10 protein-coding genes are annotated in these 18629 nt (G+C 50.3%); 8 read left to right on the top strand and 2 right to left on the bottom strand.

From position 1 onward, the window contains the following. Nucleotides 1–613 precede the first annotated feature (613 nt). Entirely contained in the window at nucleotides 614–2221 is a 1608-nt protein-coding gene (locus MHI14_RS02300) for a DEAD/DEAH box helicase (protein ID WP_074092592.1), read from the top strand. 481 nt (nucleotides 2222–2702) lie between these two features. Here MHI14_RS02300 and MHI14_RS02305 read toward each other — a convergent pair whose 3' ends face one another. Then, complete coding sequence (locus MHI14_RS02305) at nucleotides 2703–3635, bottom strand: hypothetical protein (RefSeq protein ID WP_091036100.1); 933 nt, start codon at nucleotides 3633–3635, stop codon at nucleotides 2703–2705. Nucleotides 3636–3637: 2 nt separating this feature from the next. Beyond that, nucleotides 3638–3781 (bottom strand): hypothetical protein, encoded by a 144-nt coding sequence (locus MHI14_RS02310; RefSeq protein WP_165980303.1) that lies wholly within the window; start codon nucleotides 3779–3781, stop codon nucleotides 3638–3640. A gap of 262 nt (nucleotides 3782–4043) precedes the next feature. On the opposite strand from MHI14_RS02310, the gene MHI14_RS02315 reads away from it, so the two are divergent. The 7 genes from MHI14_RS02315 (at nucleotide 4044) to MHI14_RS02345 (ending at nucleotide 18542) form a co-directional block, all read left to right on the top strand. Then, the gene (locus MHI14_RS02315) at nucleotides 4044–5837 is read left to right on the top strand and encodes a vWA domain-containing protein (protein ID WP_341129799.1); all 1794 of its coding nucleotides are present in this window, start codon (nucleotides 4044–4046) and stop codon (nucleotides 5835–5837) included. A gap of 280 nt (nucleotides 5838–6117) precedes the next feature. Further along, a complete protein-coding gene (locus tag MHI14_RS02320; RefSeq protein ID WP_091036105.1) occupies nucleotides 6118–9507 on the top strand; it encodes a tubulin-like doman-containing protein in 3390 nt (1129 codons plus the stop codon). Nucleotides 9508–9520: 13 nt separating this feature from the next. Then, nucleotides 9521–11956, top strand: coding sequence for a transcription initiation factor TFIID (locus MHI14_RS02325; protein WP_341129800.1), 2436 nt, complete (start codon nucleotides 9521–9523; stop codon nucleotides 11954–11956). Between the two features lie 85 nt (nucleotides 11957–12041). After that, nucleotides 12042–13325, top strand: coding sequence for a vWA domain-containing protein (locus MHI14_RS02330; protein WP_133386147.1), 1284 nt, complete (start codon nucleotides 12042–12044; stop codon nucleotides 13323–13325). Between the two features lie 19 nt (nucleotides 13326–13344). Next, nucleotides 13345–13992 carry a beta-mannanase gene (locus MHI14_RS02335; protein ID WP_076209731.1) on the top strand — a complete coding sequence of 216 codons (648 nt, stop codon included), beginning with the start codon at nucleotides 13345–13347 and terminating at the stop codon, nucleotides 13990–13992. Between the two features lie 90 nt (nucleotides 13993–14082). Further along, a complete protein-coding gene (locus MHI14_RS02340) occupies nucleotides 14083–15342 on the top strand; it encodes a TRAFAC clade GTPase domain-containing protein (protein WP_024632789.1) in 1260 nt (419 codons plus the stop codon). Further along, nucleotides 15339–18542 (top strand): GAP1-N2 domain-containing protein, encoded by a 3204-nt coding sequence (locus tag MHI14_RS02345; protein WP_341129801.1) that lies wholly within the window; start codon nucleotides 15339–15341, stop codon nucleotides 18540–18542. Before MHI14_RS02340 ends, MHI14_RS02345 begins: the two co-directional genes overlap by 4 nt. Nucleotides 18543–18629: the final 87 nt, after the last annotated feature.

Below are 18629 nucleotides of genomic sequence, written 5' to 3' on the forward strand. Positions count from 1 at the left end.
TCTTGATCTCAATGTAGAGAGTTGTGTAAGGACCTTTCAATTCCTGAAACTTTTGCAAAATAGCTCTCTTTTTATCTGTTTTCAGGATGACATAGAAGCATAACAGCTATCTCAACGATATCACTAAACTATCTTGGGTTATGAACATCACGATCCATTACATACTTCTCAAAAAGTACCATTAGACATATACCCCCGCTATGCCCTCCGCCTGACCACATGCAGTTCAATCCTCAACCCTCAACCCCATTCTACAGAGTCAGGGTCATACTTCAAGCTAGCGCTTTAGCTTGTTTCACTCATCACCATGCTCAGAGGTGCTTCTGTAGTTGCTCTCAAAACCATCCTCAAACTCACTTGGTCGATACAACTTACGCTGATCTTGGGATTTTGTGCTACAAGTTAGGGGTGTAACGCTGTATCCCCTTTTGTTTTGCTTGACTAACGTGTAAACTACAGGGTATGGAGAAGAAGAGCAACGAGTGGATTGCTTTTTAAAAAATTCATTTCATAATCATGATTGATATAAGGAAAACTAGTCTTGATGGCAGATACTGATACTAAGGTCATTATGAAATGGACTTATCTAAATGAATATACAGAGGTGTAACGATTGGCAAACTTTGAACAACTGGGCATTCGCCCGGAATGGTGCGAGATCCTGAAACATCAGGGCATCGCCGTGCCGACTCCGGTACAGGAGCGTTCGATTCCGGTACTGCTGGGTGGACGCGATATTATCGCCGAGGCACAGACAGGAACAGGGAAAACGCTGGCATTTTTGCTGCCGATTATTCAGAAAATTAACGTATCCGACCGTTCGCCACAAGCGCTGATTATTGCGCCTACGCGTGAGCTTGCGCTGCAAATTACGGAAGAAGCGAAGAAGCTTACTGCTAACGACGATAAACTGCACGTGCTTGCCGTATACGGCGGGCAGGATGTGGACAAGCAACTGCGTAAATTGCAGAACGGTACCCAGATCGTTATTGGTACACCGGGTCGTCTCCTGGATCACCTGCGCCGTGGCACGTTGAAGCTTGATAATGTGAAAAAACTGGTGCTGGATGAAGCCGACCAAATGTTGCACATGGGCTTCCTGGACGATGTGGAGACGATTCTTAGTGAGCTGCCACATAAACGTCAGACAATGCTGTTCTCGGCAACGATGCCAAAGGGGATTCGCAACCTGGCGAAGACCTACATGAAAGATCCGGAAGATGTAAAAGTATCTTCCCAATCTGTTATTCCGATCAAACAGATTCGCCAGCAAGTTCTGGAATGTACGGATCGCGGTAAGCTCGAAGCGCTTCGCGGCATGATTGATACGTATCGCCCTTACTTGGCGATTATTTTCTGCCGGACCAAGCGTCGTGCATCCAAGCTGAACCAAGATCTGCGTGAAGCAGGTTATGCAAGTGATGAACTTCATGGAGATCTGTCCCAATCCAAGCGTGAGAACGTAATGAAAGCGTTCCGCGATGCCAAACTGCAAGTGCTCGTTGCTACAGATGTAGCTGCACGTGGACTTGATGTTGAAGGCGTAACGCATGTATTTAACTACGATATGCCGCATGATGCGGAAAGTTATATCCACCGGATTGGTCGTACGGGCCGTGCAGGCGGTACAGGTCTTGCTGTAACGTTTGCAACAGAGCATGACAGACCGGAACTTGCACGTATTGAACAAGGTATTGACCAGAAGCTGTCCCGTATCCAGTGGACGAGCGAAGGTCCAATTGCTTCAACTGGAGCAGCTAGACGTTCCATCAACAGTCAAGGAGATGACGAACGTTCAGGCGGACGCTCTTCCGGAACTGGTAGTGCCCGTCGCGGTGCAGGCCGTAACGATCGCAGAGATGGCGGACGTGGGGGTCGTGGTTCCCGTGGCGGCGAAGGTGGACGCAGTGAAGGCGGACGCAGTGGTGGTCGTAGCGGTGGCCGCAGCAGCGACAGCAGTCGCGGTGCAGCAGGCCAAGGTGGACGCGGTGCGGGTCGCAGTGGCGACGAGCGCAGCGCAGGTCGTGGTTCCGCGCGCAGCAGCGACAGCAGTCGCGGTGCAGCGGGCCAAGGCGGCCGCGGTGCAGCTAGCAGCGGCTGGGCTGGCCGTAGTGCCGACAAGCGCACCTCCGGGCGCAGCAGCGAAGGCTCTCGCCGTCCGGAATCCGCAGGACGCGGACCGGCGAAGGGTGACCGTCGCGATTCTCGTCGCGGACGGTAAAGCCTTGGCGCAAGCGGCGATGCAGCCGCAATTGCGCAGGCACCATGCCATGCCACAGGGTTTGGCATGGCACATATGAGAGGGTTCGGGTACACATGTACCGAACCCTCAGATCAAGGGTCGCGACGGAACCACGTCGCGGCCCTTTTTCAACAGGATAGTTGATCATTTGCGCTTATTGTTTTTGTCGTCTGCGAGTGCCTGTTTGCGCGCCTGCTTCATTCCATGGGAAATGCCATTTGGGTATTTTTTCTTTGTGTCCGTGTACTGCGCATAGCACTTGGCAGACTGCCATAAACTTCAAAACACCTCATCCTAGACCTAAGGATGGGGTGTTTTTGGATTAATTCTTATATCATTAGAATCATAACCTTTGATCTGTGGTGCTGACGCGCATGCAGGGGTGGTTGAAATTCCATTCGTCTATATACACGGAGTGAGTTTGCACTAAATTACGTTTTTCTTTCTCAATATATCATTCCTATACATGAACATCTGCGTATTGATCCCGATATTTCTCGTTATACACCCGGCCTACCGACTCCGCCAGTCCCCCGCGTGCCTTGCTCGGATAGCGTTCAATCGTATGATAAAGTCTCATGAATCGATCCTTGGGCATAAAGCGGGCGTAGCGGGTAATAAGACTAGGGAATAACTCAATATATTTGCTCTTGCGCACAGCAGCAGCAGCTACCGCTGTAAGAATCTGAATTCCGTTGTGGAGCTGTAAAATGTTCACTTCATAGGTAGCGATATAACGAATCGCATCTTCCCGGATCAAATCCGGCTTAAGCCGTGCAATCTCACCGATATATTCAGCCAGCAGCCGCTCGAAGCTGCGTAGCAGCAAGGGCTTGAGCTGCAGATCCATATCACTGCGCAGGACAAAGGATTGTAACAGCGCAACCTGTTGCAGTCGAATCCGGTCATTGTAGACGAGGGAGCCGATCTCGCGGAGCATCTCATAGGCGAGTGCTTCATCCTGCTTTCGGGCTTCGGCGACCAGAGCCCAGTTGCGGTTGATGCCCTGGCGGATGAGTTCCTCGTCCTGTTGCAACATGCGCTTCAACTCGCGCTGCTGCTCTACCTCGAACGAACGTTTCTGCATGAAGATTAGTAAGGCCAGAAGCAGCAGGGAAACGCTGGCTGCCGCCATGGTCTGATCTATGGTCTCACCGAAATAGGTGGCAGCTGCACCGAACAATATCGTAATGAACAGGTCGCGTGCAATGCGGCGTTTCACACGGGAAGTTGCCTTCGCTTGGACGGAATTTAGGGTACCCCGGCCACAGGCCGTGCACTCCTCTTCCCACAGGCAGGTATACTGTCCACAACGGGTGCAGACTTGCAACTTTTCATAGGCATATGTCGTTCGTTGAAATGGTCGTATGGATACAACTAGTTTAGTACTCATGCTCAATCACGCTCACCATTCAGAATAGTGTAGAGGGTACGATCCGTGTCTTCGCGGGAGACCGGTTTCCGCCGATGAAGCTGGAGTGCAATTACCTTTATGATGACAAAAAGAAACAATATGGCGAGGCATCCGTATGTAACCATAATCCGTTCCCTTCTATGGCTTGGTAAACAAGCGCTGTTATATTGCAGTTTGCTGGCAATAACTATATCATATTTCCATAGTTGGTACTTTTGTGCCAGTTACAGGCATGAAATCGTCGATTTTTGTCAGTCATTACAAAACTGTAACTCAAGATAGGGGTGCTTTTCAGAATTTATTAGTAGACTGTTAAGATTTCCTTAAGGCTTGACGCCTATAATAAACTATTCCCATTTTAATCTCAAACGTGAAGGAGTACACCCAATGCTGCGGACACGCAAAATACGCTGGCTCAGTGGAACGATGGTTCTGCTGGCAATTCTAACGCTACTGTTACCTCAAGCGTTGCTGCCACAAGCTGCAGCGGCTCAGGCACAGACGAGCGGAATCGATGCGGTACTTGTAGCCGATGTAAGTAACTCAATGAATACAAGTGACCGTGACAAGATCAGTAATGAAGCCATGAAAATGTTTATTGATATGCTCCCAGTCCAGGGGGACAAGGTAGGGATTGTCGCTTATACCGATCAGGTGGAGCGGGAAAAGGCTATGCTGGAGATTCAGTCCGATGCGGACAAGAGCAGCCTGAAAGATTTTATTGATCAGCTCGGCCGGGGGCCATATACCGATGTCTCTGTTGGTGTCGCTGAAGCCGTGAACATACTGAATCATGGTGCAGACCCATCCCACTCGCCAATGATCGTGCTGCTGGCGGATGGCAACAATGACTTTAACAAAACCAAAGGCCGTACACAGGCACAATCCGATGCTGACCTGGCAAAAGCCGTGAAGGAAGCACAGGATCAGGGTATCCCGGTGTATACGATTGGACTGAACGCGGATGGCAAGTTGAACAAGGGTGCACTCGCAAACCTGGCCCAGCAGACCGGAGGCAAGTCATTCATTACCGATACGCCGGATGATCTGCCACAGATTCTGAGTGAGATCTTCGCCGATCATGCCAAATTGAATGTCGTGAAACTGCCCTCTGTAACGGGAAACGGCAGTTATCAGGAAGTTACCGTGAACGTGCCAAACGACAGTGTGCTGGAAGCAAACATTTCGATCATGTCCTCAAAGCCGGTAGAAGTACAATTGACAGACCCTTCCGGACAAGCCGTGGATTTGAACTCGGATGCAGCCAAGCTCTCAACGTCGAAGAGTTATTCACTCGTGAAGCTGTTGAAACCCCAAGAGGGAGACTGGAAACTTCGGGTAAAAGGGGCTCCGAAAGACAGCATCGATATCAACCTGTTGTTCAACTATGATCTTCAGCTTGTTGTGGACCCAATTAAGACCAAGTCCTATACCAAAGGGGACAAGGTTGATCTTGCTGCCAAACTGGAGAATGGCGGTCAGCCACTTCAGGATAATGATCTGTATGCAGATATGAAGGCCACGTTAGTTGTAAAAGATGTGGATACAGGCAAGAGTGAAGAACAATCGCTGGAAAACACAGGTTCTGGCTTTGCTGGTACATTTGAAGTACCGGACAATCATAACTATGAATTAGTCATCCGTGCGGAAGAAGACAGCTTCTACCGTGAAAGTGAGCCAATCACGATCAACGCGAGCGGAGCAGCCGGAAGTGGATCTCAACCAACAACGTCAGGCGGTGAACAGGACAAGCCGTTTCCTTGGTTACCTGTCATTCTGGGTGTTATAGCCCTGATTGTGGTCGGTGTTGGTGCCTGGTTCCTAATGGGCTGGCTGAAACGCAAAAACCGGGGATTTGTGGGTCAGATGATTGTGGAGATACGTGATGAGAACACGGGAGACAAGTCATATCCACAATATAAAAAGCTGGTATCCTTCCGGGGCAGATTCCATCTGCATCAGTTGTTGCAACTGGACCCTGAGTTGAAGGAAACCGAAAAATATGTATTTACGCCCAGCAATGGGGATCGAATTATAATCCGTAACACCGCAGGCGGTACGCTGGAGAAATCCGGTCGTGCAGTCGATGCAAGCTCAGGCGTTGAACTGAAGAACGGTGACCGACTGAGCATCCCGCTGCAACAGGCGGACAAGACCATTTTAATTGAGTATCTGGTGTAAGTTGATTGTTTGGTTTAAAAGGAATGCAAATTTAAGTTGGATATAATTGTTTACACGAGAACGGAGAGGACAGAGAAAACCTGAAGAAGCGAAGCGTTCGCCTAAGAGCTTTCTGAAAGAAAGCTGCATCGGAAGCATACGCTTATCCTCAGATTTTCCCCTTTAGAAAAGGGAACCAAAAAAATCTGAGGATAACAGCGATCGGAAGGTTACTCTGTCATCGGAGTGGCAAGTGTAATGAGTTTGTGCCCAACTGGTCTAACTAAAGGGAGGACATGGAATGAAGCCGATTGTTAGAGAACATATTCAGCAACTGGATGTATCACTTGGCGGAGGTATTGTCAGTGAGAAGATCAGAGTTGATACGATTGATAACCCCATTCTGATTATTGGTCTGGGGGGAACGGGGATTGACGCGCTGCTGCGTCTCAAATATCAGATTAACCGTCGTTTCAAGCTGCCACAGGACCCAGTTTCCAAGAAAAAAATGGACAAGCCGGACAATGTGGAGTTCCTGGCTTTTGAGACAAACGAACAGGATCGCGCCAAAAAGTATAAAGGGATCGGACTTGATCCGATCAATGAATTCGTATTGCTGTCCAATGCCGAGATCGGCGGACTTCTACAGAACCGCAGCGTGCTGGAGCCTTATATTACGGACTGGCTGTCTCCAGAACTGAGCATCACGGACGGCATGAACGGCGCCGCAGGTGTGCGTCAGGCTGGACGTCTGCTGCTGTTCACGAAGATTAATCAGGTCGTACAGGCCATCGACAAAAAGATCAAAACTTTATCCGTAGGCACCAACAAAAAATTGATGGTGTTCCTGCTGACAGGTCTGTCCGGCGGTACAGGTAGCGGCTGTTTCCTCGATATTTCCTATATTGTACGCGGCATTATTGAACGTGATCACGGCTCTGCCGGGATTGACCGTGTCAATACGCTTGGGTATCTGTTCACGCCAGACGTGAACCTGTCCAACAAAAGCTTGAGTGAACACACTCGTGAATACATTCGCAAGAACGGATATGCTGCGCTCAAAGAGCTGGATTACTGGATGAACGTGGATAGCCGCGGTGAGCGATTTACTCAGAAGTACGGCAATATTTTAACAGTTAACTCACCACTGCCGCCATTTAACCTGTGTCACCTGATCTCAGCGACGAATACCGAAGGCAAATTGCTGGAGAACGCCTACGACTACTGCATGAACGTCACGGCCGAGAACATTACCAACTTCATGGCAAGTGAGGAGAAGCAGTCGGGTGAGGAGTTTGCGATCCATGACTATATCAGCAACATTCGTACCAACATTGCACAGATGAACAAGGTGTACCCGGCGAACTATGATTACAACATCATTGGTGCATCATCGGCTGTACTGCCGATTGAAGAGATGACCACCTATCTGGCGTATCGCATGTTCGACAAAATGAACACGATGTTCTCCAAAGCACCGAATCAGGAGGATACCGAGAAGTTTGCCCGCAAGCTGGGCATTGATCTCGAAAGTGTGGTCAAATCCTTTGAAGCGCGCGTGCCAGAGCCGCTGCCTGGTTATCAGAACAGTGAGCGTTTATCCTATGGCAACGTGGTGAAATCACAGGTTGTGAATATGGATACCGAACTGGAGCAGAACTTCCTGGCTCGTGCTCGTGAAGAATATATCAAGGCGAAGAAACAGCTGCCGGGTGAGATTGCGGGTCAGTTCACTGAACAGATCCGGCGTATGTTTTTGCATCCCGAACAAGGTCCGTTCTATGTCTCTCGTCTAATTTATACGGAAAAAGGTTTCTGTGTACTGAAGATGATTCAGTCGTACATCGAAACGCTGCGTGAGAATGCCTTCCGCATTCCGCGTGATATTGAAGCAGCTCAGGAGCAGTCCGAAGAGAAACTGGGCGATGCGAAGAGTGCTTTTGTCTCCAAAGAGAAGAAAAAGAATGCTTATATTGAAGCAAAAATTCATGAGTACTGGCTGCACGCCGACGTGGAACGCAACGATCAGATGATCGAGTTCTATGAAGATCTGTATGAGTTGCTGAACCAGGAAAACAGCCGCATTTATAACGTATTTACCGAAACGCTGAACGCCCTTAGCTCGATATTCGCCAAGAATGGTGATTTGCTGACACGCGGTGAAGAACAAGCCGATCACAAAGGCAACAAAACATATTACTGGAACGTCGTAAGTGTACCGGATATCGTCAGTGTGGTGGACGGGCTGCTGGATAAGCGTGATACGGATGATCTGATTCGTGACTTCTCCCGTGAATTGCTGGAAAACTCCAGCCAGTGGGTGAAAGAGAACGAGATTGATATCGTCAGCTCCATCTCCGACTTCCTGAGTGAGAAATTCGGTGATCTGATTACGCGTTCCATGGAAGATTTCCTGGTGATCAAATATGGTCAGGATGAGTCGGTTGAGAAATTCGTGGAACGTTTCATTGCTGGCAAGCTGGATGATGAGGCCGTTCCGGTGTTTAATCTGAGCAACAGTACAGGCAGTCTGCATTTCCCTTCATGGGGATTTGTATCGGTACCGGCACAGGCGCCAGGCATTCTGAAAGGGATTCGTAATTATCAGAACAATGCGGTGGGCAAGTCTCATTTTACCGTCAAGGAAAGTGAAGTGCGTAACCGGATATTCTGGCTGAACACCCGCAACGGGGTACCACTCTTTGTGTATACACCGCTCAAGGTATATGAGGAAAGTTATGAACGTACCATTTTGGACAAAGAAGGCATTGGTCGTCACTTGGTGCAAACGGAGAAAAATAACTGGACCTATCTGCCGTCTCCGATTCCGGAGAAATCATGGGGAGATGTGTACGAGAACGCCCGCGTGAAGCAGTATAACGCCCGTGTACGTAACGAGTTTGAGCAGGCGCTCGGATACAACATTGTGACAGCCAAATCCATTGATGAGAATACAAGCAACCGGTATGCGATTGTGACAACAGAAGCGTTTGATTTGTCTGCCAAACTGGGAGCCTACGACATGCGTCTGACGTCCACCACGCCGAACCTCGGCGAAGTGAAGCGGGCCGTGATCGAGCTGAAACGTCTGCAATCCGAAGGGTTACCGCGTGTAGGCGTTAAGGATATTTTCGGAAGTATTAATGAAGATATGGCCAAAGAAAACCTGGTACGCTCTCCGCAGCTGATCGCACGTGTACGTGAGGAACTGGCAAAGATGAATGCCATCTCGGCCAAAGTCGCCGAACTCGAAGGCATTCTTGCCCAGTACCAAGACGAGGAGCAGTGGTATGACCGCTTCATCGAAGCGTTATATACCGACACCATCGTCAAAAAAGGGGCACTCTACGTCTATGACCGTGACCCGGAAGAAGACGCATGGGAGCCATTCGCAAACCTGATGAAGAGCCGTAACTTTGCCGAGTATGAAGTGTTTGGCAACTTCCGCGGTCTGGCGGAGAAGGATCGCAGTACATTGCTGCGCAAAGCCTCCCGCCGCGATAACGATCTGACAGCTTCAGAGGATATCACCCCACTGCTGACAAAGCTTGATGATCTGGCTGCGCTGTTCATGGAATCACGTGATCGTCTCGAATACGAGCGGGTAGAGCTGGCTAACGGAGAAGACATCTATCAGTTCTACAGAACGATGTCGTCCAAGCTGAACGACATTCGCAGAAGGCTGAAGTAAGATGGCGGCCGGGATGGAGTTCAATTCGAACAATACCCTGAAGCGTGATCTGGAGAAATATGCCGAGCAGTATGCAATAGAGCAGGAGCGTCAAGGCAGCCTGGGTGATGGTCGCAGCAGTATCCATTACCCGGCGCTGTTCCTGTTTGTGGGTGATCTGGTTGCACCTGCAGTGTCTGCCGTGCAGGAGATCAATCGGCTGAAATGGGATAATGGAGACGGTGTGGTCTACGTTCAGGTTGGTACAGAAGATCAGAAAGAGCATCCGGTTGAAACGAGGAATGGTGGCTCGTCCGATGATGGTCAGGTGACTCGTCACCGCTTGCCTTTGTCCGCTGGGCAGACGGAGCGTCCGTCCAAAACACGGCGTAAGGACGTACATCGTAGTTTCCACGAATCGGATCAGGCGCTCTTTGACCTGAATCGTACGCTTCGGCGGGTCAGTAACCGAATTGCCGAATATGGACGGTTATACTCGTCATTTGATCGGATTTACGTTACGGTGGTAACCAGAGCGGATGATCCGTTAAATGTATTGTTGCCAGAGCTCACCAAGCTGACGGAGACCATTTTGTCCCAAGCCTTCAAGTCGGTGCAGACGGATCTGCATGTATTGGTCAGCGAGATGGAACAGGTGGATTCCTTCGGGTATGCCAGCGCAGCAGGCCTCGCTTTTCTGCGGGAACTGGATTATATGCAGTCGCTGGACTACACGTTCAGCGGCAATCTGCTGGTGACGGAGGATGGTATCTCCATTCCCGTTACACATCCCGCGTCACCGTTGTTTGATCTTGTATATCTGTTGTCCGACAAAAATGAGCGTGGAACCGGCGTTCCCGGTGGTTGGATCGAAAATGCCGAGATTATCTGCCGCATCTGCCTGCTGAAGAACAGGAAACAGGATGGGAATCACTCGGGTACCGTTTCAAGCACAGGAGCGAACACGTACAACAATACATCCTTTAAAAACAATATTCGTACCACCTCTGATCAGCATGGTTATGCAAGCGCGGGTTTTGCCGAGATTAGGCGGCCAAACAAGCCGATTGCACTGGCGGTGTTATATCACATGTATCGGTATCTGCTTGCACGCATGCGGCAGGAGCCGGATTGGAGCATCAAGGACAAGCTCGCTTTCTTTGGACTGGACGCGGCCTCGGTAGAACGCAAAGTCGAAGGTCTGCTGCCCAATGAAGATCTGGTTAGTGGCATGAGCGGCATCATGACGCATAACGTCAGTTTCTCTGATCTGAAGCCGCTCTCCCTTCGTGAAGCAGAGAGAGCGTTGTTTGGACAAGGAGCTGAAGCGTACTTCCGCGATAACGTTGTCCGTCTTGTCGAAGAGCGTGTGCGCGAGCGTAGCTCTAGCGGTTCCCTGCGCCGTCAGGCTGAACATTCCCGCGCGGAGCATCCAGAGGTTGGTTACTTCCAGTGGGCGGCCTGGAGTGACAGTGAGCCTGGCAGTGTACGTGAAGCGCTGCTCGGATTGATTCGGGATAAATCGATGCAGCTTGAATCGGCACGTGCTCTTCTGGAGCAACGTCAGCAAGAGCGTGTGGAAGATCAGTCGTTCAAACGAGCGTTGTTCCGTGATAAACAGAATGTACGCAATCTGATTGACTGCATGCTGGAGCGAGTATATGTACCCAAGGTAGAATTATTGCGACTGGATAATGAATTACATCTGCTGCGCATCTACGATACGGAGATGGAAGAGCTTCACCGTTTTAGTCGCCACGTCACAGCAGCACTTGAAGCGCTGGAACGCACACTGCGCGAGACAGCTGCCCAAAGTATCGCCGCTGCGGATGAATACATCGGCCAGAACGTGATGGAGTACTACGGTAAAGTGACGGAAGAGCTAATCATCGACCTGGAAGCCAAGCGCGGACGGGACGTATGGTTTGAGGACCGTTACATGGGTGACATGAACCGGCTCGCAACGGAAGGCGATGACCGTCTGTTGAAACGGCTGATGGAGGTATGTCACTCGTTGCTGCTTACGGCCGAGCCGTTGCGATTGCCATTTGAAGAAGAGCTGTTGCAACGGGCCAATGTAACGATTGCCTACGGAGACAAAGACGTATTAACCCGGGATGATCTGTTCCGCAGGTTATACCATACGCTGGAGGATCAGGCGGTCGTTCGGGTAAGGGTATTCGATTATACACAGGAACATCGGTATGAAGAGAAGTATTTCTTTGGTGACCATCATAGTGCTTTCATGGACTACGCGGCGCATGCCGAAGAGACGTCACGCATCTACAAGCTGGGTGTGGTGTACGAAGAACGCAGCAGTGGTGTAGAGAAGCTCAATCTGATGGGAGGTTTCCATCTGGAGGATCTCATGGTGTATCGGAACGGTAAGGTATATTACGACTCGTATACGGAAAATGGCTATGAACTTCACCCCGCAGGTCTGGTGGAGAAGTTGTCACCCATCCGTTAAGATGTCTGGCGGTGTCCTATACCCAGCACCAATTTTGTATTAACTCAGCCTGCTTAGGGCTGGTATGGAAAGGATGCATGTAGACATGCAGCGAAAAATCAATCTTCTCCTGGTCCTGTTCAGCCTGATTGGCGGGGCAGTGGGCTTTGCGGCAGGAGAAATCATGCTGCGTCAATGGCTTGGGGAGATGCCACGTCTGTTGCTGATGGGATTATACTTTGGCGTACTGGCGTTGAGTGTGGGATTGTTCTGTTTGATCGCAGAGATGATCTCACCCAAGCTGAATGGCGCTTCATGGAAGCTCCGGTATCTGGGACTGTCGTGGAAACTGCTTGTTCCGGCAACACTCGCTCTGTTGTTTGTTGTTGGACTCGCCCTGCAATTGTTGTATCAGATCAATCCGGGCGGTGTGAAGCAAGTGAAAGACATCGTACTAATGATCGACAACTCGGGCAGCATGAGCGAGACAGATCCGGATAACGGACGCTTTGAAGCCGCCAAGACACTGATTAGCCAAATGGAGAGTGACAAACAGGTGGCTGTCATTACGTTTGATGACCAGCCGCAGTTGTTGCAACCGTTTATTGCGCTGGATAGTGAAGCGGCCAAGAATGAGGTTTATAGCAAAATCGATGGCATTGTTACAACTTCGGGCGGCACCAATTTTGATGCCGTTTTGCGGGAAGGCATGGAACAGATTCAGGGCAAAGACGACCCGAAACGCGGTACAGTTGTCATCTTGTTATCTGATGGCTTCAGTGAAGCGGATACGGCAGATATTTTGTCCCAGTATACCAGTGAACAGATATCGATCAATACGGTCGGCCTAAGCCTGGTGGACCCATCAGGTACGGATCTGCTGCGTAATATTGCCCAGCAAACGGGTGGCATGTACTATGATGTACCGGATTCCGGTGGTCTGAATCTGGCATTCCAGCAGATCTACGATACGATTGATGAACGGACGCTGGTAACGGAGCGTACAGGCATGATGGAGCATAGCGTTTATCTGGCGATTTTCCGTGTTGTTGCCGTACTGCTAATTGGAGTAGCACTGGGTGTGTCACTCGGACTTGTGTTTGATAATCGTCATCTCGCGCTCAGCTTTGGTATTGGTGGTGCGGTATCGGGTCTACTGGCAGGGTTGCTACTGGAATGGGGCCTCGACGGTTCGAACGTGGGTGATACCTTTGTACGACTCGGAGCGATGCTCATCTTGTCAGGTGTATTAACCCTCTTCTCATGGATTGTTCCGATTAAGGAGAATACGCCGCGGAAGAGCCGAGGTCGTCGTGAAGCTGGCGGCGGAACTTCTTCTGCCGAAGGGTTTGGTCAGAGACCAAGAGATACACGCAGCAAAGGATTCTAACGTCGGGAGGTCAATGGAAATGCGGTTTACGGATGCAGACCCTTCGACACCCTTGATTCGAAAACTGACACTTGCGGTGGACGAAGGACGTTGTACACTTCGCTGGCTCTGGCCGGAACGGGTAGAAGCTGTGTATGTGGAACGGCTGGAGCTGGATATGATGAGCGATGATCGTACCGGGGAAGAGCCTGCACAGGGCAAGCTGAAGCTGTACACGAGAGAGGAATATAAGGCGAGCAATGGTTACACGGATCGGATCACAGGTTTTGGTGCCATCAAATACACGGTGTATGTGTGTCAGATGGAGGAAGAGGGACCTGTACTGATCCGTCAACGAGACGAGGACAACATGGTGATTGCAAGCGCAGGGAAGGCGGATATCCGCTTTTCCATTCGCTACAAGAGCGGTTTTTTTCAGAAACGAAAAAGTGTGTTGATCACCGTCACAGCGGAAGTACCTGTTCCAAAGGAAGCCCTCTGTTATGTTCGCAAGCAGGGAGGAGTTCCGCTGAATAAAGAAGATGGTACGGTGTATCCTTTTGTGAGTGATTTTGCTCCCGGAAGAAATGAGATGCCGCCCGTTGAAGTTGCCAAGGATGATTATGTGCGATTATTCTTCACGGACGGACCGAAATATGGAGCCGCCTATCGGCTTATATCAGACTAGATAGTTGGACTAGCGATTGGAAGGTTACTCTGTCATCGTAGTGCAAGTGTAAATCACCTTAGTCTGACTGATCAGGGGAGGGGAGTGGCTATGAGCTTTTTTAGTCGGTTTTTGAAGAGACAACAGCCGGAGGAACGTCCGCTGTTTTACGATATTGTATGCCCTTATTGTTTCAGTAAGTTTTCACCGGAAGAGGTGGTGTTCCGCGCCGCCCATCACCGCGATGATGATGAGGACTACGCACTCGGGGAAGATGCAAAGTTGAATCGGTATCGTGAAAGATTCGGACTCGACACGGTATTTGATATGGAGGCCGTATTGGCTCCGCATGATGTACCGGAGGAACATCGTATTTATTCCGATAACATCGTGATGGGTCTTAACGATCGGTATGGTGTCGTTACACGCCGCCGGTTGTGTCCGCAATGTCATAACGAGCTGCCTGTTACGGCAGGTAAAGCACCGAGTAACATCATTTCTATCATTGGTGCATCCCAGGTGGGAAAATCCGTCTACATGACTTCACTAATTCATACATTGCAGCATTATACGGCCGATCATTTTGACGCCGCTTGCATGCCATTGAATGCGGAGATCAGCCGCCGGTTCCGTGCGGATTATGAAGAACCCTTGTTCGAACGGGGAGATCTGCTGGATTCCACACAGAAGGAAAAGTTGCAGGAGCCGTTTATCTTTCAGTTTGTGTTCAAGGACGAAGATAAAGCGCCGCTGACACTGGTTTTCTTTGACGTTGCGGGTGAAGGTATGGTGGAGCAGGACTATCTCGGACTTCACGGGCAACACATCAAGAACTCGGCAGGTATCCTGTTCATGGTGGACCCACTTCAGATTCGTTCGATTCGGGACAAAATCCGCATTAACCTCGGCAATGAGCCGGGAGAGTGGACACCAAGATATGATGAGCCACGTGACGTGGTACTGACGATGTTCGGAGATTTTATCGCGTATCAGGATAAAGCCAAGACCAATATTCCAACAGCCGTTGTGCTTACGAAAAGCGACATGCTGCATTCCCTCAAGGATGAAGAGGGGGATTATATCAAATCGAACAGTAATGTCTTCCGCAACATGGTGCATCGCGATTGGTTCGACTTAACCGAGTTTGAAAATATCGACGGGGAGATCCGGCGTTTTATCGAGAAGGTTGATCGTCCGTTCAAGGGTACGATGGATGTGTACTTCAAGGATACAGCCTATTTCGCAGTCTCTGCGCTGGGCAGCAATCCGGTGGATATGAAATTGCAGGGTGTGGTTAGCCCGATTCGCGTGGATGAACCCTTCCTGTGGTTGCTGTACAAGCTGAAGTACATTGAGGGGAGAGTGGGATGATGCGTTCTTCCGTAACCCCGCCCATTGAACAACAATTGTATACCCGAGAGCGGCGCGGGGTGTTTCGCACAACAGAGGGGTTTGATACGGTTGCGGCATCGCCGGGACTGGACCCTTCTTTTATCAAAAAAGTGCTTCACCCCTACTGTGTCTATGACGCTCCAGCGGAGCTCACAGGCCGTAGCGAGAAGGACGAGACGAAGTTTCCGGCTTCCATTCACCTGCTTCATCTGGAGAGTGGGGAGACGATCCTTGGGCAAAATGTGTACCAGTCTGCGGATTTCACGGGGCTGCGCAGTGCCTTTTTTGCTCATAATTACGTCTTGTCTCCCGAACGCTCGGAAGAACAGATGAAGCAAGGCGGCTGGCTGGATGCCGTGTTCGCCACGTCCTATGACATCGAACAAGGTACAGTACTGCCGGCGCTTGCTGAATTGCCCATCTCACCGGGAAGTGGTCCTGATTCATCACCAACCCAAGTGCTGAGCGCCTTGAAAATGAACGAAGTGCTGTTCAAGCGCTTGCTCTACGCCGTAATGCAGTCTGTAGCAACACGTAGAAAAGTATACATTGCGCTGGACCTTCCCGCAGAGGAAGTGACCGCAGGGGCCAAAGGATTGCTGCGTTTGCTGTACACGGCTTTACCATACGCATTCCGGCGGCAGCTGGGATTCATGACGTTTGCCAAGGAGCCGCAGGCCAAGAAGGGCATCCACGTCCAGTTTGTAGAGCGAGGAACGTTACGTCCGAAAGACCGGAATACGGAGAAGGATTTCACCTTTGATCTGGTATCTGGCAGAGTGACACATGCGGATGCATCTGTGGCGAAGTTACCTTACGCGGAATTCGCCTGGGCTTTATTGCAGGAACCTCGTGCTGCGGATGCGTTCTATACGTTTGCGGATGAGATGCTGTCCGGCATGGAGCCTGGACGGGAACTTTCCATTGAAGCCTATGGCGAACTTGCGGTATTCTATGGTCTTGAACAAGGCATGGAAGACCTCTATCTAGATAGCAAAAGTCATGTCCTGAGTGGCTTGCTGACCTATCTGAAGCCGGATGGTGGATCGCAGCAACGTTCCCGTCTGAACGAGCTGTTCCTGACCTTGCTCAGCAGGGAACTGGACAGCGTGAAGCGTGAGAACGTACCCGAAGAAGATGTCGCAGCTCGCATTGGAGAATATTTCAGTGTTGCCGCACCCGTGGTACAATCCCGGATTGTGGACTATTTCATCTATGGTGTGAATAATGCTCGCGCCCAGAAGCGTATGCGTGCTGTACAGGAATTGTATGCTGTGCTGGATCGGGATCCGCAGCTGAATCGAGCTTTCTTTGATAAAGTGCTGGCCAATGAATCGCTCACCAAGCTGTTGTTCGAGCCTTATCTGGACAATCAGCTGAAACGCACGGAATCGGCAGCGAACGTTGTGGAAGTGATCCGAAGATGGGTTACGTCCCATCCATCTGCGATCCACTACAGCTTCTTGCAGGAGCGGACAGCCAATGAGCTGCGTGAACGGTTATGTTCTGCGCCTAATCCGGTACAGTCTGCGAATGGAGCCCTCCAGCGTGTTAGCATACTGGATCGGGTATCCGCTGATGTCACCTATGATATAGGCATTACGGCACGAATTGGTCAATCTGAAGCTACAGCCCGCCCTAATCGCAAAGGGGGATCTCCGTCTGCCAGTCAAGATTCGGCATATCAGGAGGAGTTAACCCGCCTTGCAGACAAGCTTGCTTATGTCATTAACCTGTTTATGATTCAGGATCTGGATCTGGATCGGGTTAACCGTGAACAGCTATTAAGCATTGATATTTTGCAGCATGGCAATGAGGTTCGGGATTGGGCGGCACGTCAGGGCTCTGATGTATCCGCTCGAACGAACATGATGCTGGCTGCAAGAGCGTGGCTTAGTGGCGAGGGGAATGAAGAAGAGGCATTGGAGGCACTTTCCCTGGCAGAACGCAATGAACTTCAACGCTGGACGCGTCGCTGGCTTGCCGGAGAGCTGCAGGCTCATCCGGGGATCGCGGCATATGAAGCTTTGCCGATGGCTTTTTATCGGGGAGGAAGCGGCAGCAATCGGTTGGATTATCCTGGCCTGATTGAATTCATCCGCACCAATGCAAGTCGTGCTGAAGGGCTGTATCCATTCTTCGAATGGTCAGGAGATCATCGAATGTTTGTCCGGGGTTCCAATGCGCATAAAGGATATGCGGATGCCATCGTGGCGTATTTCAAAGCCCATGATCGTGAAGCATTCAAGTCGAAGTCAGCTTTCAAACCGTATTACGTGAGAGCCAGCAAGACAATGAAGCCGGTCTATGACCGTGCGAAGACGGAATTGTCCTCTCCACTGGTGCGGATGCTAACGGGTAAAAGGAAAAATCTGTTCGGATTACTCCTATTGATCCTGGTTCTGGGTATTGCTGGCGGTACATATGCATGGATGAAAAATTCTGTAGAGCCGCCGGCGGCATCCCCTCCATCCACCCAGGATCCTGCCATTCCGGCTGAACCTGAGGTACAGCTCGCGGAGCAGATTGCTTATATGATTCCTGCGAGTGAACAGGAGGGTACGCAATCACCTGCTCAACTGGTGATCCGTTTCAGGAACGATACGGGAAGCACTGAGTTTGAGCAAGGCAAACTTCAATTGACGATGAAAGATGGCAGTACTCAGGAGTTGGATACCACAGGCAAGTGGGAGAGCTTTAATCGGAATGAGGAGCCAGATAACCAAGTTCCTTCCGATAGTAGTTCAGGAAGTACTTCCGAAGGGAGTACGGATGGGGCGTCAGCGGGAAACGCGGGGAACGTAGAGCAGACGGAGGATGGCGATCAGCAGGTAGATCTTTCAACATCGGGTGATTCCACTTCAGATCCTGCTACCGATACAACAACGGATACAACAGGTACGAATGAATCGTCTAATGCTGCGAGTGGAGACACGGATCAAGGTACGGATGCCGATCAAGCTACTGGTTCCACATCGCCTGACACATCTGTATCCAATGAACAGGATGCGGATGCGACGACTTCTTCACAGATGTCTATTGGAGAGGTAGATCGTCTCTATCCGTATGGACTGCAGATCGATCTTCCAGCAGATATTGATGCCGAGAATATTGCCAGTGTGCAGAGCACTCAGGGTGGGATGACTGTAATCCAATTGATGCCACAGCCGAAGCTGTAAGTTATTTTATATGAACATGTTGCATAGATTCATTAAGTGTCTTTTGATCCAATAATGAAAATGCTGACTTCATACCTTATTAAACGA

It is taken from the genome of Paenibacillus sp. FSL K6-2393, from assembly GCF_038002545.1.
Classification (GTDB): domain Bacteria; phylum Bacillota; class Bacilli; order Paenibacillales; family Paenibacillaceae; genus Paenibacillus.